This window comes from Kitasatospora sp. NPDC094016 (assembly GCF_040304045.1).
Taxonomy (GTDB): domain Bacteria; phylum Actinomycetota; class Actinomycetes; order Streptomycetales; family Streptomycetaceae; genus Kitasatospora.
This window is the reverse complement of record NZ_JBEOUK010000016.1, coordinates 1-16,789: the sequence shown is the minus strand read 5'-3', so window position 1 is coordinate 16,789 and position 16,789 is coordinate 1. Positions and strand designations below refer to the sequence as shown.

Annotated in this window: 14 protein-coding genes; 11 read left to right on the top strand and 3 right to left on the bottom strand. The window is 74.0% G+C overall.

What is annotated here, in order from left to right; all coding sequences use genetic code 11:
- Window positions 1–62: 62 nt before the first annotated feature.
- Window positions 63–1,247 carry a PP2C family protein-serine/threonine phosphatase gene (locus ABT015_RS17265; RefSeq protein ID WP_350879878.1) on the top strand — a complete coding sequence of 395 codons (1,185 nt, stop codon included), beginning with the start codon at window positions 63–65 and terminating at the stop codon, window positions 1,245–1,247.
- A 29-nt stretch (window positions 1,248–1,276) separates the two neighbouring features.
- Here ABT015_RS17265 and ABT015_RS17260 read toward each other — a convergent pair whose 3' ends face one another.
- Window positions 1,277–2,248 carry an endonuclease/exonuclease/phosphatase family protein gene (locus ABT015_RS17260; RefSeq protein WP_350879877.1) on the bottom strand — a complete coding sequence of 324 codons (972 nt, stop codon included), beginning with the start codon at window positions 2,246–2,248 and terminating at the stop codon, window positions 1,277–1,279.
- Between the two features lie 78 nt (window positions 2,249–2,326).
- Here ABT015_RS17260 and ABT015_RS17255 point away from each other — a divergent pair, with 78 nt between their 5' ends.
- The 6 genes from ABT015_RS17255 (at window position 2,327) to ABT015_RS17230 (ending at window position 10,324) form a co-directional block, all read left to right on the top strand.
- On the top strand, window positions 2,327–2,959 hold the full coding sequence (locus tag ABT015_RS17255) for a PadR family transcriptional regulator (protein WP_350879876.1): 633 nt from the start codon (window positions 2,327–2,329) through the stop codon (window positions 2,957–2,959).
- A 126-nt stretch (window positions 2,960–3,085) separates the two neighbouring features.
- Window positions 3,086–3,850: an ABC transporter ATP-binding protein gene (locus ABT015_RS17250; protein WP_350879875.1), complete on the top strand. Its 765-nt coding sequence runs from the start codon at window positions 3,086–3,088 to the stop codon at window positions 3,848–3,850.
- A complete protein-coding gene (locus ABT015_RS17245) occupies window positions 3,847–6,714 on the top strand; it encodes an FtsX-like permease family protein (RefSeq protein WP_350879874.1) in 2,868 nt (955 codons plus the stop codon). The genes ABT015_RS17250 and ABT015_RS17245 overlap by 4 nt, the downstream gene beginning before the upstream one ends.
- 145 nt (window positions 6,715–6,859) lie before the next feature.
- Complete coding sequence (locus ABT015_RS17240; RefSeq protein ID WP_350879873.1) at window positions 6,860–8,263, top strand: dipeptidase; 1,404 nt, start codon at window positions 6,860–6,862, stop codon at window positions 8,261–8,263.
- A 69-nt stretch (window positions 8,264–8,332) separates the two neighbouring features.
- Window positions 8,333–9,274, top strand: coding sequence for an NAD(+) diphosphatase (gene nudC / locus ABT015_RS17235; RefSeq protein ID WP_350879872.1), 942 nt, complete (start codon window positions 8,333–8,335; stop codon window positions 9,272–9,274).
- 210 nt (window positions 9,275–9,484) lie between these two features.
- On the top strand, window positions 9,485–10,324 hold the full coding sequence (locus ABT015_RS17230) for a GntR family transcriptional regulator (protein WP_350879871.1): 840 nt from the start codon (window positions 9,485–9,487) through the stop codon (window positions 10,322–10,324).
- Between the two features lie 92 nt (window positions 10,325–10,416).
- Here the strand turns inward: ABT015_RS17230 and ABT015_RS17225 are convergent, their stop codons facing one another.
- Window positions 10,417–10,674, bottom strand: coding sequence for a mycoredoxin (locus ABT015_RS17225; protein WP_350879870.1), 258 nt, complete (start codon window positions 10,672–10,674; stop codon window positions 10,417–10,419).
- 200 nt (window positions 10,675–10,874) lie between these two features.
- On the opposite strand from ABT015_RS17225, the gene ABT015_RS17220 reads away from it, so the two are divergent.
- From ABT015_RS17220 to ABT015_RS17205, 4 genes are all read left to right on the top strand, one after another.
- The gene (locus ABT015_RS17220; protein WP_502897335.1) at window positions 10,875–13,142 is read left to right on the top strand and encodes an ATP-dependent DNA helicase UvrD2; all 2,268 of its coding nucleotides are present in this window, start codon (window positions 10,875–10,877) and stop codon (window positions 13,140–13,142) included.
- 261 nt (window positions 13,143–13,403) lie between these two features.
- Window positions 13,404–13,850: a hypothetical protein gene (locus tag ABT015_RS17215; RefSeq protein ID WP_350879869.1), complete on the top strand. Its 447-nt coding sequence runs from the start codon at window positions 13,404–13,406 to the stop codon at window positions 13,848–13,850.
- 167 nt (window positions 13,851–14,017) lie between these two features.
- The gene (locus ABT015_RS17210; protein ID WP_402452771.1) at window positions 14,018–14,386 is read left to right on the top strand and encodes a WhiB family transcriptional regulator; all 369 of its coding nucleotides are present in this window, start codon (window positions 14,018–14,020) and stop codon (window positions 14,384–14,386) included.
- A gap of 77 nt (window positions 14,387–14,463) precedes the next feature.
- On the top strand, window positions 14,464–14,781 hold the full coding sequence (locus tag ABT015_RS17205) for a putative WhiB-interacting protein (protein ID WP_502897342.1): 318 nt from the start codon (window positions 14,464–14,466) through the stop codon (window positions 14,779–14,781).
- 108 nt (window positions 14,782–14,889) lie between these two features.
- Here the strand turns inward: ABT015_RS17205 and ABT015_RS17200 are convergent, their stop codons facing one another.
- On the bottom strand, window positions 14,890–16,293 hold the full coding sequence (locus ABT015_RS17200) for an ABC1 kinase family protein (RefSeq protein WP_350879867.1): 1,404 nt from the start codon (window positions 16,291–16,293) through the stop codon (window positions 14,890–14,892).
- Window positions 16,294–16,789: the final 496 nt, after the last annotated feature.

Genomic DNA, 16,789 nt, shown 5'->3' with positions numbered 1-16,789 from the left:
AACCCTCAGTCATCACCGCAGGTGCCCCAGGGCATCGGCGTCTTCTGCTGGAGTAACCGACGTTGAGCGCGACCGGATGGATCAGAGAGCGGTTCACCGGGCCGACCCCGGGACCCGCTCCGGGCACGACCGGCACCTGGCCGAGGACGGCGCTCGCGCTGCCCTTCATCGGCATGGCGCTGATCGTCGCCCTCGACTTCGTCAGCAACACCGAGGTGACGGTCGAACCGGCCCTCACCGCCGTCCCCGCGCTGGCCGCCGTGGTCAGCCACCGAACCTGGTACCCGCTCGCCATCGGCCTCTTCACCGAGGCGGTGGCCTTCCTGATGGCCTTCCGCAGCGACGCGCTCGACCAGTCCGTGCACGCCGCCAGCGTCTTCGCGATCCTGCTGGTCGCCCTGATCGGCTGGGTCAGCGCCACCCTGCGGCTGCGCCAGGAGCGGGCGCTGGCCGACGCCCAGCTCGTCGCCTCGATCGCCCGCCGGGTGCTGCTGCGGCCCGTCCCCGAGCGGGTCGGCACCGTCCAGGCGGCCGTCCACTACGAGGCCGCCGCCGCGCACGCCAGGATCGGCGGCGACCTGTACGAGGTGGTCAACACCCGGCACGGGGTGCGGGCCGTGGTCGGCGACGTCCGCGGCAAGGGCCTCGGCGCGGTCGAGACCGCCGCCGCCGTCCTCGGCGCCTTCCGCGAGGCCGCGCACCAGGAGCCCGCACTCGACCGGGTCGCCGGCTGGCTGGCCGTCAGTCTCGACCGGGCCCTGCACGAGAACGACCACCCGGGCGTGGAGGAGGAGTTCGTCACCCTGGTGCTGATCGGCGTCGGGGCGGACGGCACCGCGGAACTGGTCAACTGCGGCCACCCCTCGCCGCTGCTGCTGCGCGGCGGGGACGTCCGGCCGCTCGAACTCGCCGAGACCGTTCCGCCGCTGGGCGTCCTCGACCCGGCCGACGTCCGGCCCCCGGTGCACCGGGTGGTGCTGCGGCCCGGCGACCGGGTCCTGCTGTTCACCGACGGGGTGATCGAGGCCCGCGACCGCTCCGGCGCCTTCTACCCGCTCGCCGAACGCCTCCCGCGCTGCGCCGACGGCCGCCCGGCGGACGTCCTGCAGCGCCTGCACGAGGACGTGGTGCGCCACGTCGGCCGCCAACTCGGCGACGACGCGGCCATGCTGCTCCTCCAGTACGCGCCGGCCCCCGCCGCCGGCACCCAACTACCGCACCAGCACGGCATCCTGACCCGGCATTAGACCCGAACCGGGCCCGAACCGGGCCCGCACTAGAGCGAGACCTCCACCAGCAGCGGCCGGTGGTCCGACACCGCCGCGCGCGGCGCCGCCGCCGGGCCGACCGCGGAGCGCGGCACGCCGACCGCCAGCACGTGGTCGAACTGCACCGCCGGGCGGTGCGAGGGGTACGTCGGGGTGCGGGCCAGGTCGTACCAGCCCTGCAGGCGGGGGCGGGGCTCGCGCACCCGGCGCCGGCGCGGCTCGGCCAGGGCCGGCCGGGCCCGCCGGGCCGCCCGCAGCTCCCGGACCCGCGCCCGGGGCGCGGTGCGCTCCAGCGCCGTCGCCCCGCCGAGGACGGTGCGCGGCACCGCGCCGACCAGGTTGAAGTCGCCGAGCACCAGGTACGGCTGCGGCAGGTCCGCGATCCACCGCCGGATGCCGGCCAGCTGCGCCATGTTCCACCCGGGGACGAAGGACAGGTGCGCCGCCACCACGGTGAACGGGCCGTCGTCGCCCTCCAGCACGGCCGCCAGCGCAGCCCGCGGCTCGTCCGGCACCGGGGTGAGCCCGCGCCGGCCGGCCACCCGCAGCGGCAGTCCGAACGGGGCCGGGGCGAACCGGCGGGCCCGCCAGTGCCGCACCGGCAGCCGGGTCAGCAGCGCGGTGCCGTACGAGGGCGGGGCGCCGTCGCCGACGTCGCCGGGCCCGTACACCCGCAGGCCGTCGGGCACGGAGGGCTCCGGCACCCAGCCCGCGACCGGCGCCGGGCGCCCGTGCAGGGCGGCGGCGAACCGCCAGTCGGCGGCCCCCATGGCCTTGGCGGCCACCGCGGCCTGGTCGGTGCCGCCGGAGCGGGACTGGTGGCGGTCCACCTCCTGGAGGGCCAGGACGTCGGCGTCCAGCGCGGCCACCGCCTCCGCCAGCGGCCCGCCGGCGTCGGCGGGGTAGGGCCGCGGGGCGCCGTCCGGCGCGAGCGGCTGACCGTGCAGCAGGTTGAAGGTGGCGATGCGCAACTGGCTCACACCGCACGACGGTACCCGCTCGCCGGGGGAGGGGGCGCGGCTTGAGCCCGCGGGGCATACCGGGTATACATACTGAGTATGTCCATCCGACACGGTCTGCTCGCCCTGCTCGACCAGGGCCCGCGCTACGGCTACCAACTGCGCACCGAGTTCGAGGCGCGCACCGGCGCCACCTGGCCGCTCAACGTCGGGCAGGTCTACACCACGCTGTCCCGACTGGAACGGGACGGCCTGGTCGAGCCCGCCGGAGAGGACGACGAGGGCCACCAGTTCTACGCCGTCACCGAAGAGGGACGCACCGAGCTGCGGGCCTGGTTCGACACCCCGGTGCCCCGAACCAACCCCCCGCGCGACGAACTGGCCATCAAGCTCGCCATGGCCGTCACCGTCCCCGGGGTGGACGTCTCCGCCGTCGTCCAGGGCCAGCGCCGCCACAGCATCAAGGCGCTCCAGGACTACACCCGGCTCAAGGGCCGCGCGCTGGCCGGGGAGTCACGGCCCGGCACCACGCCCTCCGCGAGCAACGACCTGGCCTGGCTGCTCGTCCTCGACCAGCTGATCTTCCAGACCGAGGCCGAGATCCGCTGGCTCGACCACTGCGAGACCCGGCTCCAGCAGCACGCGGAGACCGAACAGGCCCGCGCCGCCGAAGCCGCCCGCGACGGCGGCGCCACGGCCGCCCGGCCCGCCCGCCGCCGCTCGCGCACCTGACCCCGCCCGCCGTCGCGCGCGTCCGACCCCGCGACGGCCGCCGCTCGCGCACCTGACCGCGACGGCCCGCCCGAACCACCGGCCCGGACCCGACGCCGAGCCCACCACCAGCACAAGGGGGGAACCATGTCCCACACCGACCCGGCCCGGCAGACGCCGGTACTGCACCTGGAGAACGTCACCCGAGTCCACGGCCAAGGCGCCGCGGAGGTCCAGGCCCTGCGCGGCATCGACCTCAAGGTCCACCCCGGCGAGTTCGTCGCCGTCATGGGCCCGTCCGGCTCCGGCAAGTCGACGCTCCTCACCCTCGCCGGCGGACTGGACACCCCGACCACCGGCCAGGTCCTCGTCGAGGGCGTAGCCCTCGGCGGGCTCAACCGCAAGCGGCTCGCCCAGGTCCGCCGCCGCTCCATCGGCTACGTCTTCCAGGACTACAACCTGATACCGGCCCTCACCGCCGGCGAGAACATCTCGCTGCCGCGCGAACTCGACGGCCTCTCCGCCCGCGCCGCCCGCCGCGAGGCGCTCACCGCCCTGGAGGAACTCGGCATCCCCGAGCTCGCCGACCGCTTCCCCGACGACATGTCCGGCGGCCAGCAGCAGCGCGTCGCCATCGCCCGCGCCCTCATCGGCGACCGCCGCCTCGTCCTCGCCGACGAGCCCACCGGCGCCCTCGACTCCACCACCGGCGAGGCCGTCCTCGCCGTCCTGCGCGCCCGCTGCGACGCCGGCGCCGCCGCCATGATGGTCACCCACGAGGCCCGGCACGCCGCCTGGGCCGACCGCGTGGTCTTCCTGCGCGACGGCCGCATGGTCGACGAGAGCGTCAGCCAGGACGCCGCCAGCCTGCTCGTCAGCGCCGCCACCAACAGCATGAAGGTGGACGAGTGAAGCTCAGCGCCTGGCGGGTCGCCCTGCGCATCGCCCGCCGCGACGCCCTGCGCGCCAAGGGCCGCAGCGCCCTGGTGATCGCCATGGTCGCACTGCCCGTCCTCGGCGTCACCGGCGCCGACGTGGTCTTCCGCAGCGCCGACCTCGAACCCGCCGAACACGTCGTGCGCGTCATGGGCCAGGCCGACGGCGAACTGCAGATGCTCGAACGCGGCGCCACCGTCCTCCAGGCGCCCGACCCCGAGAAGGGAATGTCCACCAAGAGCGCCAAGGACGAGGCGAAGAACGGCGCCGCCCCCCGGTACACCCCCGCCCAGCAGCGCAGCCTCGACACCGACCCCGCCGAACTGGCGAAGCAACTGCTCCCGCCCGGCACCGTCCTCGTGCCCGAGCGGCAGGGCCCCTACACCGCCGCCGGCAGCTCCCAGGGCCTGCTCAGCACCCGCACCACCGAACTCGACCTCACCGACCCGATCTGGAAGGGCCGGGTCAACCTGGTCAAGGGCCGCGCCCCCGCCACCGACGGCGAAGCCGCCGTCACCCGGGACTTCCTCACCCGCTCCGGCCTCAAGATCGGCGACCAGACCGCCGTCCGCGGCCTGGAGGGCACCCCCTTCACCATCACCGGCGTCGTCGAGTACCCCAGTGAACTGACGGCCAGCGAGATCATCGCCCGGCCCGGCACCCTGATCGGCAAGCTCGCCAAGCTCCCCGGCGCCGACCGCAGCCGCAACGCCGGCACCGACGCGCCCACCCGCTGGCTCGTCAAGCTCCCCTCCGGCACCCTCGACTGGCCCAAGGTCACCGAACTGGGCGGCTACGGCTTCACCCTCGCCTCCCGCGCCGTCCTGCTCGACCCGCCGGCCCGCGCCGACGTCCCCTACTACGTCGAGGCCGACAAGCACGGCGGCCCCACCCCCGGCTACCTCGACCGCACCTCCGTCGTCATCCTCGCCACCGTCGTCGGCATGGCCCTGCTGGAGATCGTCCTCCTCGCGGGCCCCGCCTTCGCCGTCGGGGCCAGGCGCTCCCGGCGGCAGCTCGGACTGCTCGCCGCCGGCGGCGGTGAACGCGCCAACATCCGCGCCGTCGTCCTCGGCGGCGGCATCGTCCTCGGCATCACCGCCGCCGTCGTCGGCCTCGGACTCGGCATCGGCCTGGTCGCCCTGCTGCGCACCCGGGCCGAGGAGTACGCCGGCCAGCGCTTCGGCCACTTCAACCTCCAGCCGCTCGACCTGCTCGGCGTGCTCCTGGTCGGCCTGGTCACCGGCCTGCTCGCCGCCGTCGTGCCCGCCGTCCAGGCCTCCCGCCAGGACGTCGTCGCCGCGCTCACCGGCCGCGACTCGCTCAAGCCCCCGAGCCGCAAGCTCGCCCTGCTCGGCCTGCTGATGCTCGGCGGCGGCTCCGCGCTCGCCCTGCTCGGCGCCACCAGCGGCTTCGGCAACCGCAGCCTGTCCGTCCTCGGCGGCTCGGCCGTCGCCGAACTCGGCATGGTCGCCCTGACGCCCTACCTGGTCGGCCTGTTCGGCCGGCTCGGCCGCTGGCTCTCGCTCGGCCCCCGGCTCGCCCTGCGCGACTCGGTGCGCCACCGCGGCCGCACCGCGCCCGCCGTCGCCGCCGTGATGGCCGCCGTCGCCGGCACCGTCGCGGTCAGCGTCTACCTCGCCAGCTACGACGAGGGGAACCGCCGCGAGTACACCGCCGCCGCCCCCTCCGGCGCCGTCATGCTCGGCAGCGGCTGGCTGCCCGCCGCCGAGGGCAAGCTGCTGCCGCAGATGCGCGACGCGGTCGAACGCAACATCCCCGACCTCGGACCGCGCGCCGACATCCAGCGCGTCAACTACAAGGGCGACTGCGCCGACGGCGGCAGCAACTGCGGCTACATCCAGGTCGAACTGCCCATGGAACTGCGCTGCCCCGCCCTCGACGACACCGAGCGCAGCACCGACGAGACGGAACGCATCCTCGGCACCGACCCGCGCTGCCAGGGCATCGGCCACCGCGGCAACCACTTCAGCAACCTCTCCGCGGGCGACGCCACCCTGCTGCACAACCTCTACGGCGTCACCGACCCGGCCGCCGGGCAGGCCCTCGCCGCCGGCAAGGCGGTGGTCTTCGACGCGAAGTACCTCAAGGACGGCAAGCTCGCGATCGGGCTGAACGATCCGATGGAGGACACCGACGGCGTGGCCGCCCCCAAGAAGCGCGGCCACACCGAGATCTCCGTCGACGCCGTCCTCGCGTCCGCGGTGGTGCCGGCCAGCGCCCAGGCCGTGATCAGCCCCGACACCGCCACCCGGCTCGGCCTCACCACCTCCCCGGCCGGCTCGGTCTGGCTGCCCGACAGCTCGCCCTCCGACGGCGCCCAGCAGAAGGCCAACGGGGCGCTGGCCAAGCTCACCGACCAGGACGTCCTCGTGATCGAGCGCGGCTACCAGTCCAGGTCCGACCTGATCGGCCTCGGCCTGTCGATCTTCGCCGGCATCGTCGCCCTCGGCGCGGCCGGCATCGCCACCGGACTCGCCGCCGCCGACTCCCAGCGCGACCTGACCACCCTCGCGGCGGTCGGCGCCGAGCCCCGGATCCGGCGCACGCTCTCCGGCTTCCAGTGCGGGGTGATCGCCGCCATGGGCACCCTCCTCGGCACCGTCTGCGGGATCGTGCCGGCGGTGGCCCTGCGCAAGGTCCAGGGTGCGGCGGCCTCCGTTCCCGGGATGAGCGCCGAGACGATCGCCAACAACTCGGTCGTGGTCCTCCCGTGGCTCACCATCGCGGTCACCGTGGTGGCGCTGCCGCTGCTCGCGGCGGGTCTGGCCGCGCTGCTCACCCGCTCGCGGATCTCCCTGCTGCGCCGCTCCGGCTGAGGTTCGCGCACCCTCCCGTCACCCCCGTCCGCGCCCCCTCCACTCCGGGGGCGGGGGCGGGGGTGACGGAGGTTACAGCCCCGACGGCGCCCGGCAGCCGGACGGCCGGGGCGGGCACCCGCACGGGCGAACTAAAGTCGTCCGTATGACGAGAACTCCGGACAGCGTCGTCCGCTCCTTCATCGACCAGCACCAGGCCGGCTTCCTCGCCGACCTCTCCGAGTGGCTGGCCATTCCCTCGGTCTCCGCCGACCCGGCCCGCGCCGGCGACGTGCGGCGCTCCGCCGAGTGGCTGGCCGCCAAGCTGCGCGACACCGGCTTCCCGGTGGCCGAGGTGTGGGAGACCGACGGCCTGCCGGCGGTGTTCGCCGAGTGGCCCTCCGGGGACTCGTCCGCGCCGACCGTCCTGGTCTACGGGCACCACGACGTGCAGCCCGCCGCCAAGGAGGACGGCTGGGACACCGAGCCGTTCACCCCGACCGTGGTCGGCGGGCGGCTGTTCGCCCGGGGCGCGGCCGACGACAAGGGCCAGGTGTTCTTCCACACCCTGGGCGTGCGCGCCCACCTGGCCGCGACCGGCCGTACCGCGCCGGCCGTCAACCTCAAGCTGCTGATCGAGGGCGAGGAGGAGTCCGGCTCGCCGCACTTCGCCGACCTGGTCCGGCGCGAGGCCGGGCGGCTGGCCGCCGACGTGGTGGTCATCTCGGACACCGGCATGTGGTCCGAGACCACGCCGACCGTCTGCACCGGCATGCGGGGCCTGGCCGACGCCCAGATCGACCTGTACGGCCCGGACACCGACATCCACTCCGGCTCCTTCGGCGGCGCCGTCCCCAACCCGGCGCAGGTCGCCGCCGAGCTGGCGGCCGGCCTGCACGACGCCGACCGCCGGGTGGACATCCCGGGCTTCTACGACGGCGTGATCGAGCTGACCGACCGCGAGCGCGAGCTGTTCGCCGAACTGCCCTTCGACGAGGCGCAGTGGCTCAGGGTCGCCAAGTCGTACGGCACCCGGGGCGAGGCCGGCTACTCCACCCTGGAGCGGGTCTGGGCCCGCCCGACCGCCGAGGTCAACGGCCTCTGGGGCGGCTACACCGGCCCCGGCGGCAAGACCATCGTGCCGTCCTCGGCGCACCTCAAGCTGTCCTTCCGGCTGGTCGCCGGGCAGGAGGTGGAGAAGGTGCGCGAGGCCGTCCGGGAGTGGGTGGCCGCGCGGGTGCCCGAAGGCGTCCGCCACGAGCTGACCTTCCCGGGCGCGACCCGGCCCTGCCTGACCCCGCTGGACCACCCGGCGCTGCAGTCCACCGTCCGCGCCATGGGCCGGGCCTTCGGGCAGAAGATCCTCTTCACCCGCGAGGGCGGCTCCGGCCCGGCCGCCGACCTCCAGGACGTGCTCGGCGCGCCGGTGCTGTTCCTCGGCATCTCGGTGCCCTCGGACGGCTGGCACTCGGTCAACGAGAAGGTCGAACTGGACCTGCTGGCCAAGGGCGTGGAGACGGCCGCGTACCTGTGGGGGGACCTGGCCGAGAACTTCCGGCCCGGCGCGTGAGCCCGCGCGGGCACACCATGGCAGTCAGATCACTCATCCGGATGATTCATCACGTGGGGATGGAACGAAGTGAGCACCGTGCCTGAGACCGAACGCCCACTGAACCTGGCACTGGCCCGGGCCGGGGTGGACCGGGCGGCCGAGCACCGGCTCGACGAGCCCTGGCTGGCCGCCGCCTGGAGCCACCCGGCCACCCGGGTGCTGCCGATCGCCGGCGGCGAGGCGTTCGTCGTCGACACCGCGCAGGGCACCGAACTCGTGCTGATGCCCTCCTTCGAGGCGCCGCAGACCGGGGACCGGTACTTCCTCGGCACCGACGAGGACGGCGTCTCGTACTTCGCGCTGGCCGGTGAGAGCCTGCCCGGGAGGCTGGACGGCGACGCCCGCCCGGCCGGGCTGCGCGAGGTCGGCGCGCTGCTGTCGGACCGGGACGCCGGACTGCTGGTGCACGCCGTCGCGCTGGAGCACTGGCACCGGCTGCACAGCTTCTGCTCGCGCTGCGGGCACCCGACCGAGAAGGCCGGCGCCGGGCACGTGCGGCGCTGCACCTCCTGCGCGGCCGAGCACTACCCGCGCACCGACCCGGCGGTGATCATGGTGATCACCGACGAGCAGGACCGCTGCCTGCTCGGCCGCCAGGCGCTGTGGCCGGAGGGCCGCTGGTCCACCCTGGCCGGCTTCGTCGAGCCGGGGGAGTCGATCGAGCAGGCGGTGGTGCGCGAGGTGCACGAGGAGGCCGGCGTGCGGGTCGGCGAGGTGCGCTACGTCGCCAGCCAGCCCTGGCCCTTCCCGTCGAGCCTGATGCTCGGCTTCACGGGCCGGGCGCTGCCGGGCGGCACGGCGATCACCGTGGACGGCGAGGAACTGGCCGAAGCGCGCTGGTTCTCCCGCGAGGAGCTGCGGGCCGGGATGGAGGCGGGGGAGATCCTGCCGCCCTCCGGGATCTCGATCGCGCGCCACCTGGTCGAGCTCTGGTACGGGGGACCGCTGCCGTCGGCGGCGCGCTGGTAATCCCCGACGAATGGGGGGCGTGCGGGTTATCCCGTGCGCCCCCGTTTTTCTTTTCCCTTCCTTCCCGATTCCGCCACGATCGGATGTTCGTGGCCGGACGGGCCAGTTCTGCTACCGCCGACCGCCACCCTGCAACCGCCGTCAACCCGCGCGGACGACATTGCCGGAAACGGCTGAAACCCCGCCATCGTGCTCGCTACATTCACTCGGGTGACAATCCCCCGGGGCACCGCCCAATCCCCCAAATACCAGCGTCTCGCCGCCGACCTGCGCCGCCGGATCGCCGAGGGCGAGTTCACCGCCGACGCCGCACTCCCGGTCGAGAGCGAACTGGAACGCCAGTACGGAGTCGCCCGCAACACCGTCCGGCTCGCCGTCGACGTCCTGGTCAACGAAGGCCGCCTGGTCCGCCTCCAGGGCAAGGGCACCTACCTGCGGGAACACCCCGTCCTGGACCACCGCGCCTACGGCCCCACCCTGGCCCCCGCCCCCCGGGACTGCCTGGCCGTGCCCTCCGCCGTCTACCTCGGCGAGGCCGCCGAGGCCGGCCGCGAACTCACCACCGACTTCGAGATGATGATCGTCCGGGCCCGGGTCGACATCGCCGAACGGCTCGGACTGCGCCCCGGCGAGGCCATCGTGGTCCGCCGCCAACTGCGCCTGCTCGACCGCGAGCCGTACTCCATCGAGGAGAGCCACTACCGGGCCGGACTCGCCGCCGGCACCCCGCTGATGGAACCCGACCCGGTCGAGGGCGGCGACGAGGCCGTCCTCGACGAACTCGGCCGCACCGAGATCGGCGCCGTCGACCACCTGGTCGCCCGGATGCCCGGCCCCGAGGAGGCCCAGTGGTTCCAGGGCGGCCCCGGCGTGCCGCTGGTGGTCCAGACCCGCGTCACCTACGACCGGCGCGGGCCCGTCCGGGTCATCGAGACCCGCTACTCGGCCGACCGCAGCCGGCTCGTCTACGGCATCGGCGACCTCGGCGCGCGCGCCACCCTGCCCGCGCCCGCCGCACCCGTCGACCCCGCCAGGGCCGACGCGCAGTGACGCGCGCCGGCCCGGACCCCGGGCCGGCCCGGCCCGTTCGAGCCCGCTCGGGCCGTTCGGGCCGTTCGGACCACTCAGACCACTCAGACCACTCAGACCCCGAGGGCCTTCTTCACCTGGAGCAGGCTCGGGTTGGTCATCACGACCCGCTCGCCGCCGGCGTTCGGCGTCACCAGCACCGTCGGCACGGTCTGGTTGCCGCCGTTGACCGACTCGACGAACGACGCCGACGCCGGGTCCTCCTCGATGTTGACCTCCGTGTAGCCGATCCCCTCCCGCTCCAGCTGGCTCTTGAGTCGGTTGCAGTACCCGCACCAGGTCGTGCTGTACATCGTCACGCTGCCGGACATCGAGGAGGCTCCTTCAGGAAGAGGGCGTACGGTCTCAGGGCAGGAACGCCCACCGCGCGACGGTCATTCCGCACGGCAACGCTCCGTCGCACCACGACGGCGCCCGGACGGCCCCGCGCGCTCCGGTGCGCAGCGATCATCCTGCGATCACACCGGGCCTGTGGACAACCCCGCCCCCGTTGTCCCAGCGGGCTGAGAGGATGGAAAGCATGCAGGAAGACCTCTTGAGCGGCAGCCCGTCCGACGGCCCCCACGGCTCCCTCTGGGCCGACCCCACCGCCGCCACGGGCCCCGACGCCGTGCTCGCCGGGCTCGACCCCGAACAGCGCGCCGTCGCCACCGCCCTGCACGGGCCCGTCTGCGTCCTCGCCGGCGCCGGCACCGGCAAGACCCGCGCCATCACCCACCGGATCGCCTACGGCGTGCGCAGCGGCGTGTACCAGCCCCAGCAGGTCCTCGCCGTCACCTTCACCGCCCGCGCCGCCGGCGAGATGCGCGGCCGGCTGCGCCAACTCGGCGCCGACGGCGTCCAGGCCCGCACCTTCCACGCCGCCGCCCTGCGTCAGCTCCAGTACTTCTGGCCGCGCGCCGTCGGCGGCCCCGTGCCCCAGCTGCTCGAACGCAAGGTCCAGCTCGTCGCCGAATCCGCCGGCCGCTGCGGCCTGCGCGTCCAGCGCACCGAACTGCGCGACCTCACCGCCGAGATCGAATGGGCCAAGGTCACCCAGCTCGGCCCCGACGACTACCCCGCCGCCGTCCAGAAGTCCGGCCGCGACGCCCCCCGCGACCCGGCCGAGACCGCCCAGGTCTACCGCGTCTACGAGGAGACCAAGAGCCGCCGCGGCGTCATCGACTTCGAGGACGTCCTGCTGCTCACCGCCGCCATCCTGGAGGACCGCACCGACATCGCGGACCAGGTCCGCTCCCAGTACCGGCACTTCACCGTCGACGAGTACCAGGACGTCTCCCCGCTCCAGCAGCGGCTGCTCGACCAGTGGACCGGCCCCGGCGGCGGCGCCAGCCTCTGCGTCGTCGGCGACGCCAGCCAGACCATCTACTCCTTCACCGGCGCCACCCCCGACTACCTGCTCAACTTCCGCACCCGCCACCCCGAGGCCACGGTCGTCAAGCTGGTCCGCGACTACCGCTCCACCCCGCAGGTCGTCCACCTCGCCAACGGACTGCTCAGCCAGGCCCGCGGCGAGGCCGCCCGCCACCGCCTCGAACTCGTCTCCCAGCGCGAGGCCGGCCCCGAACCCGTCTACACCGAGTACGAGGACGAACCCACCGAGGCCGAGACCACCGCCCGCCGGATCAAGGACCTGCTCGCCACCGGCGTGCGCGCCAGCGAGATCGCCGTCCTGTTCCGCACCAACGGCCAGTCCGAGGTCTACGAGCAGGCCCTCGCCGACCTCGGCGTCCCCTACCAGCTCAAGGGCGCCGAGCGGTTCTTCGAACGCCCCGAGGTCCGCGACGCCGGCGTCCTGCTGCGCGGCGCCGCCCGGGCCGGCGCCGACCCGCTCACCGCCGACGCCCCCGACCTCGCCGGCCAGGTCCGGGCCGTCCTCGCCGCCCGCGGCTTCACCGCCGAACCGCCCGCCGGCTCCGGCGCCGTCCGCGACCGCTGGGAGTCCCTCGCCGCCCTCGTCCGGCTCGCCGAGGAGTTCGAGCGCACCCGCACCGCCGCCGGCCACAGCGCCGACCTCGCCGCCTACGTCGCCGAACTCGACGCCCGCGCCGCCGCCCAGCACGCCCCCGCCGTCGAAGGCGTCACCCTCGCCTCGCTGCACGCCGCCAAGGGCCTCGAATGGGACGCCGTCTTCCTCGTCGGCCTCACCGAGGGCACCCTGCCGATCATCTACGCCAAGACCGACGAGCAGATCGAGGAGGAGCGCCGACTCCTCTACGTCGGCGTCACCCGCGCCCGCAAGCACCTCTCCCTCTCCTGGGCGCTCAGCCGCTCCCCGGGCGGCCGGGCCAGCCGCAAGCCCAGCCGCTTCCTGGACGGGCTGCGCCCCGGTTCCAGCGCCCCCGGCGCACGCACCGGCGGGCGGGGCGGGCGCGGGGGCGTGGAGCCCGGCGAGCGCTCCGCCGGACGGCGGGTCCGCGGACCGGTCAAGTGCCGGGTCTGCGAGAAGGTGCTCACCGAGGCGGTCGAGCGCAAGCTGCGCCGCTGCGAGAGCTGCCCGTCCACCATGGACGAGGCGCTGTACGAGCGGCTGCGCGAGTGGCGGGCCCGGCAGGCCAAGAAGCAGGGGGCGCCGGCCTACGTGGTGTTCACCGACGCCACGCTGATGGCCATCGCCGAGGACGTGCCGGCCAGCCGCCAGGAGCTGGCCGTGATCTCCGGGGTCGGCGCGATGAAGCTGGACAAGTACGGGGCGGCCGTGCTCTCGTTGTGTGCGGGGGAGGAGCCCGAGGAGGATCCGGACGGCGTCGAGGACGGCGAGCCGGTCGATCCGGCGTGAGCCGGTCCGGGCGCGGTCCAGGGAAGTCTCCCGGGGGCCGCTCGGGGGACATCCGAACCCGCCGTGAAAAATAGTTTGCGCGGCATACCGGGAGCGCAATAGCCTGCCGGAGCGGTCAAGGGGACGAGATCGCACAGGGTGACACCTGTGCCGAATCCCCTGCACCCAACAGCTTCACCGAGACAGACATCCGAACATTCGGAGCCGGGGCGACCTGGCTCCGCGAGACGCCGAGAGGAGGCGATGACAGTGGGAAACATCATGATCACCAAAATGACTGGCCAGACCGTTGTTGCTGCCTCCCTGCGTGCCGCCCGTCTGCGGGCGCTCGCCGAGCTCGGTGGAACCGGTCTGGGTCTCGACACCACCGGTGTCTCCGTCGTCCCCGTTGTCAGTGGCCTTGGACACACTGATGTCTGCGCCGCGGGCGGCAGGAACGTCGAAGGCACCTCCGTCGAGACCGGTCTGTCCGGCGACTGGGCGTCGTTCGGCACGTCGCGCTCCCTGCGCGATGAGCGACCGACCCAGGCACCGAAGGCAGTCGTAGCAGCCGCCATGCATGGCGACTATGCGCAGGTCATCGGTGCCGGAAGCACCCAGAAGCAGAACGAGCAGCAGATTAACCAGGCCATGGCCGCTTTTGCGGGCGCCACGGCCATCCGGATGCGGGCCTTCCGCGGGCCTGAACCCTGGAGAGAACGAACCTGAGTAAGCCTCAGGTCGGCACCTCCAGGGCCGCGGAACCCGTCACACCGGGATCCGCGGCCCTTCTGTTTTGTCCGGTACGCAAGACCACCCAGGCCCCCCGGGGCCTCCGGCCCAGACCCACCAGCCATCTGGTCCGGAACCACTGAGAAGACGAGGAAGACGCCACAGTGTCCACGGTCATCACGCCGCCCATCCCGTCCGTACCGCCGACAAACCAGATCACCAAGGCCGACCAGGCCGACCCCCCGGAGGTTCCTTCCATGCAGATCAGCTCCATCGAGCAGGCCGAGGCGCTCGGGCTCCCCATCCCCTGCCGCGCCTTCGACCCCGAGGTCTTCTTCGCCGAGACGCCCGCCGACGTCGAGTACGCGAAGTCCCTCTGCGGCACCTGCCCGGTCAAGGACGCCTGTCTGACCGGTGCGCTGGAGCGGCGCGAGCCGTGGGGCGTCTGGGGTGGCGAGCTCTTCGTCCAGGGTGTCGTCGTGGCCCGCAAGCGGCCGCGTGGCCGTCCGCGCAAGACCGAGGTCATGGCGTGAACCCCGCCCACGGCGCCAGGGCCGTCCGCCGGGGAGAGCAGCCCCTGCTGGACAGCTCCCTCCGCCGTTCCGTCCGGATCGCCGCCGCCAAGGCCGACGCATCCCGGCCAGCCCCCTTCCCGAGCACGCACCACGAGCAGGACCACCACATGACCGCCGCCGCCATCGATCCGACCGTCCGCGCTGAGCAGACCACCGAACTTCAGATCCAGAACAGGACCCTCGAAATGCAACTCCTCCACGAATCCCTGGCCCGGGCCCATATGCAAGAGCGCCTGCACGAGGCCGAGCACCAACGCCTCGTCACCCGGGTCGCCAGGGCCCGCCGGCTCAAGCAGCGGGCCGAGCGCGCCTCGCTGCGGGCCCGCAAGGCGATCGCCGTCGCCCTGATGTAGTCGCGACTGTCGTCGCGGCGCGGGGCCTCCCCGCGTTCCACCCCCGTCGTGCCGCAGGCCGCCCCCCGTCACGGGGAGCGGCCTGCGGTCGTCGGGGCGGCGTTCCGGTCAGCTCTTGCGGGTGCGGTCGGCGGGCTTCGCCGTCCCCGCCGGCCCTGCTGGGTCGGTCGGCTTCGCCGGCTCCTGACCGGCGAACTGGGGCAGCCACGCCATCATCTCCGCCCGGAACGGCGCCTGGGCGCCCAGCTGGCAGAGCACCCCGATGGTGCTCAGCGTCACCCGGTGGATCAGCAGGTACGCGGGCGGCAGGTTCAGCTGCTTGCCCAGGTTGTAGGCGGGCGAGCGCGGATCGGCGATCCGGGCCGCCTGCGCGCGCATCCAGGCCCGGGTGAAGTGGAAGCTGTCCACGGCGGCCGGCTCGATGATCGGCCGCAGGTAGTCCAGCACCGCGTCCGGGTCCAGCTCGATCGAGGGCTTCACGAAGCCCTCCTCGCGCAGCATCTTCAGCACGCCCGCCGCGTCGCCGTCCAGGGCCATCCGCAGCGACGCACCGATCGGCGCGGGCAGCCCGCCCGGCAGCCGGTCCACCGTGCCGAAGTCCAGCACCCCCAACCGCCAGCCCGACGCCGGGCCGTCGTCCTTCAGCAGCCGGAAGTTGCCCGGGTGCGGGTCCGCGTGCAGCAGGCCGGTCCGGGACGGGCCCGCGAACAGGAACCGGGCCAGCAACTGCCCGGCACGGTCGCGCTCCTCCTGAGTGCCGCCCGTGATCACCTCGGCCAGCGGGGTGCCGTCCATCCACTCCGTGACGAGCACCTGGTCGGCCTGCGCCACCACGCCGGGCACCACGATGTCCGGGTCGCCGGCGAACTCCTCGGCGTGCCGGCGCTGGGCCTGCGCCTCCAGCTCGTAGTCCAGCTCCTCCGACACCCGTTCGCGCAGCTCGGCGATCAGCGGCTTGATGTCCAGCCCCGGGATCAGCGGGCCCAACAGCCAGGCCACCCGGCTCAGTTGCGTCAGGTCGGCGAGCAGCGCGTCACCCGCGCCCGGGTACTGCACCTTGACCGCGACCCGACGCCCGTCGTGCCAGACGGCCCGGTGCACCTGCCCGATCGAGGCGGCCGCCGCCGGCCGGTCGTCGAACTCCCGGAACAGCTCGCGCCAGCCCTCGCCGAGCCGCTGGGCGAGCGCGGTGTGCACCTTGGCGGCGGGCATCGGGGGAGCGGCGTCCTGCAGCTTGGTGAGCGCGGCCCGGTACGGACCGGCGACCTCCTCGGGCAGCGCGGCCTCGAAGACGGACAGCACCTGCCCGAACTTCATGGCGCCGCCCTTGAGTTCACCCAGGACCTTGAACAACTGGTCGGCGGTGGCCTGCTGGAGCTCGGCCGTCACCACCTCGGCGGAGCGGCCGCCGATGCGCTTGCCCAGACCGAGCGTGGCGCGTCCGGCTATCCCCAGGGGCAGGGCGGCGAGCCGTGCCGTGCGGGTCACTGCCTTGCGCGGAAGATCGCTCACCCGGGCCTCCATTCCCTGGCCCCCCGACACCGGACGGCCCACCATCACTAGGCCATTGTGCCCGCTCCCCACCCCGCGACCGCCGGTATTTCGCCAGGCGGGGAGGGGGCGCCCGCACGTGGGACGCGACCGCTGTCCCTTTGCGGGGGAGTTGGACGGCTTGGTCCGGTCGGCCCGGCGTGGTGGGCGGACGGCGGCTGCGAGCCGAAGGCCCGGTACCCCTTGAACCCAAGCCTGGGGCACCGGGCCTTCGGTGCGGTGGGGCGGTGGGGTGTTGCGGGGGAAGTCGGACGGGCCGACTTCCCCCGCCTGGTTCTTTTTGCCTGATCCCTGGGGCCCCCTCCCCCCCCGCCCCCCACCCTCCCCACCTCCCGCCCACCACCTGCCGCTGGCAACAGCGGATCCCGGCCTTGCCGAGGTCGGCCAGCACGGCCCGCACCAGCGGGCCCTCGGCCAGGTCGAAGCCGGACTGGGCGGCGGTGGCGGCGGCCAGCAG

Bases quoted from the DNA above. Each gene is read 5' to 3' on its own strand.
- ABT015_RS17255 (WP_350879876.1), top strand. From the start codon at position 2,327: ATGTCCATCCGACACGGTCTGCTCGCCCTGCTCGACCAGGGCCCGCGC.
- ABT015_RS17250 (WP_350879875.1), top strand. From the start codon at position 3,086: ATGTCCCACACCGACCCGGCCCGGCAGACGCCGGTACTGCACCTGGAG.
- ABT015_RS17240 (WP_350879873.1), top strand. From the start codon at position 6,860: ATGACGAGAACTCCGGACAGCGTCGTCCGCTCCTTCATCGACCAGCAC.
- ABT015_RS17225 (WP_350879870.1), bottom strand. From the start codon at position 10,674: ATGTCCGGCAGCGTGACGATGTACAGCACGACCTGGTGCGGGTACTGC.
- ABT015_RS17220 (WP_502897335.1), top strand. From the start codon at position 10,875: ATGGAAAGCATGCAGGAAGACCTCTTGAGCGGCAGCCCGTCCGACGGC.
- ABT015_RS17215 (WP_350879869.1), top strand. From the start codon at position 13,404: ATGATCACCAAAATGACTGGCCAGACCGTTGTTGCTGCCTCCCTGCGT.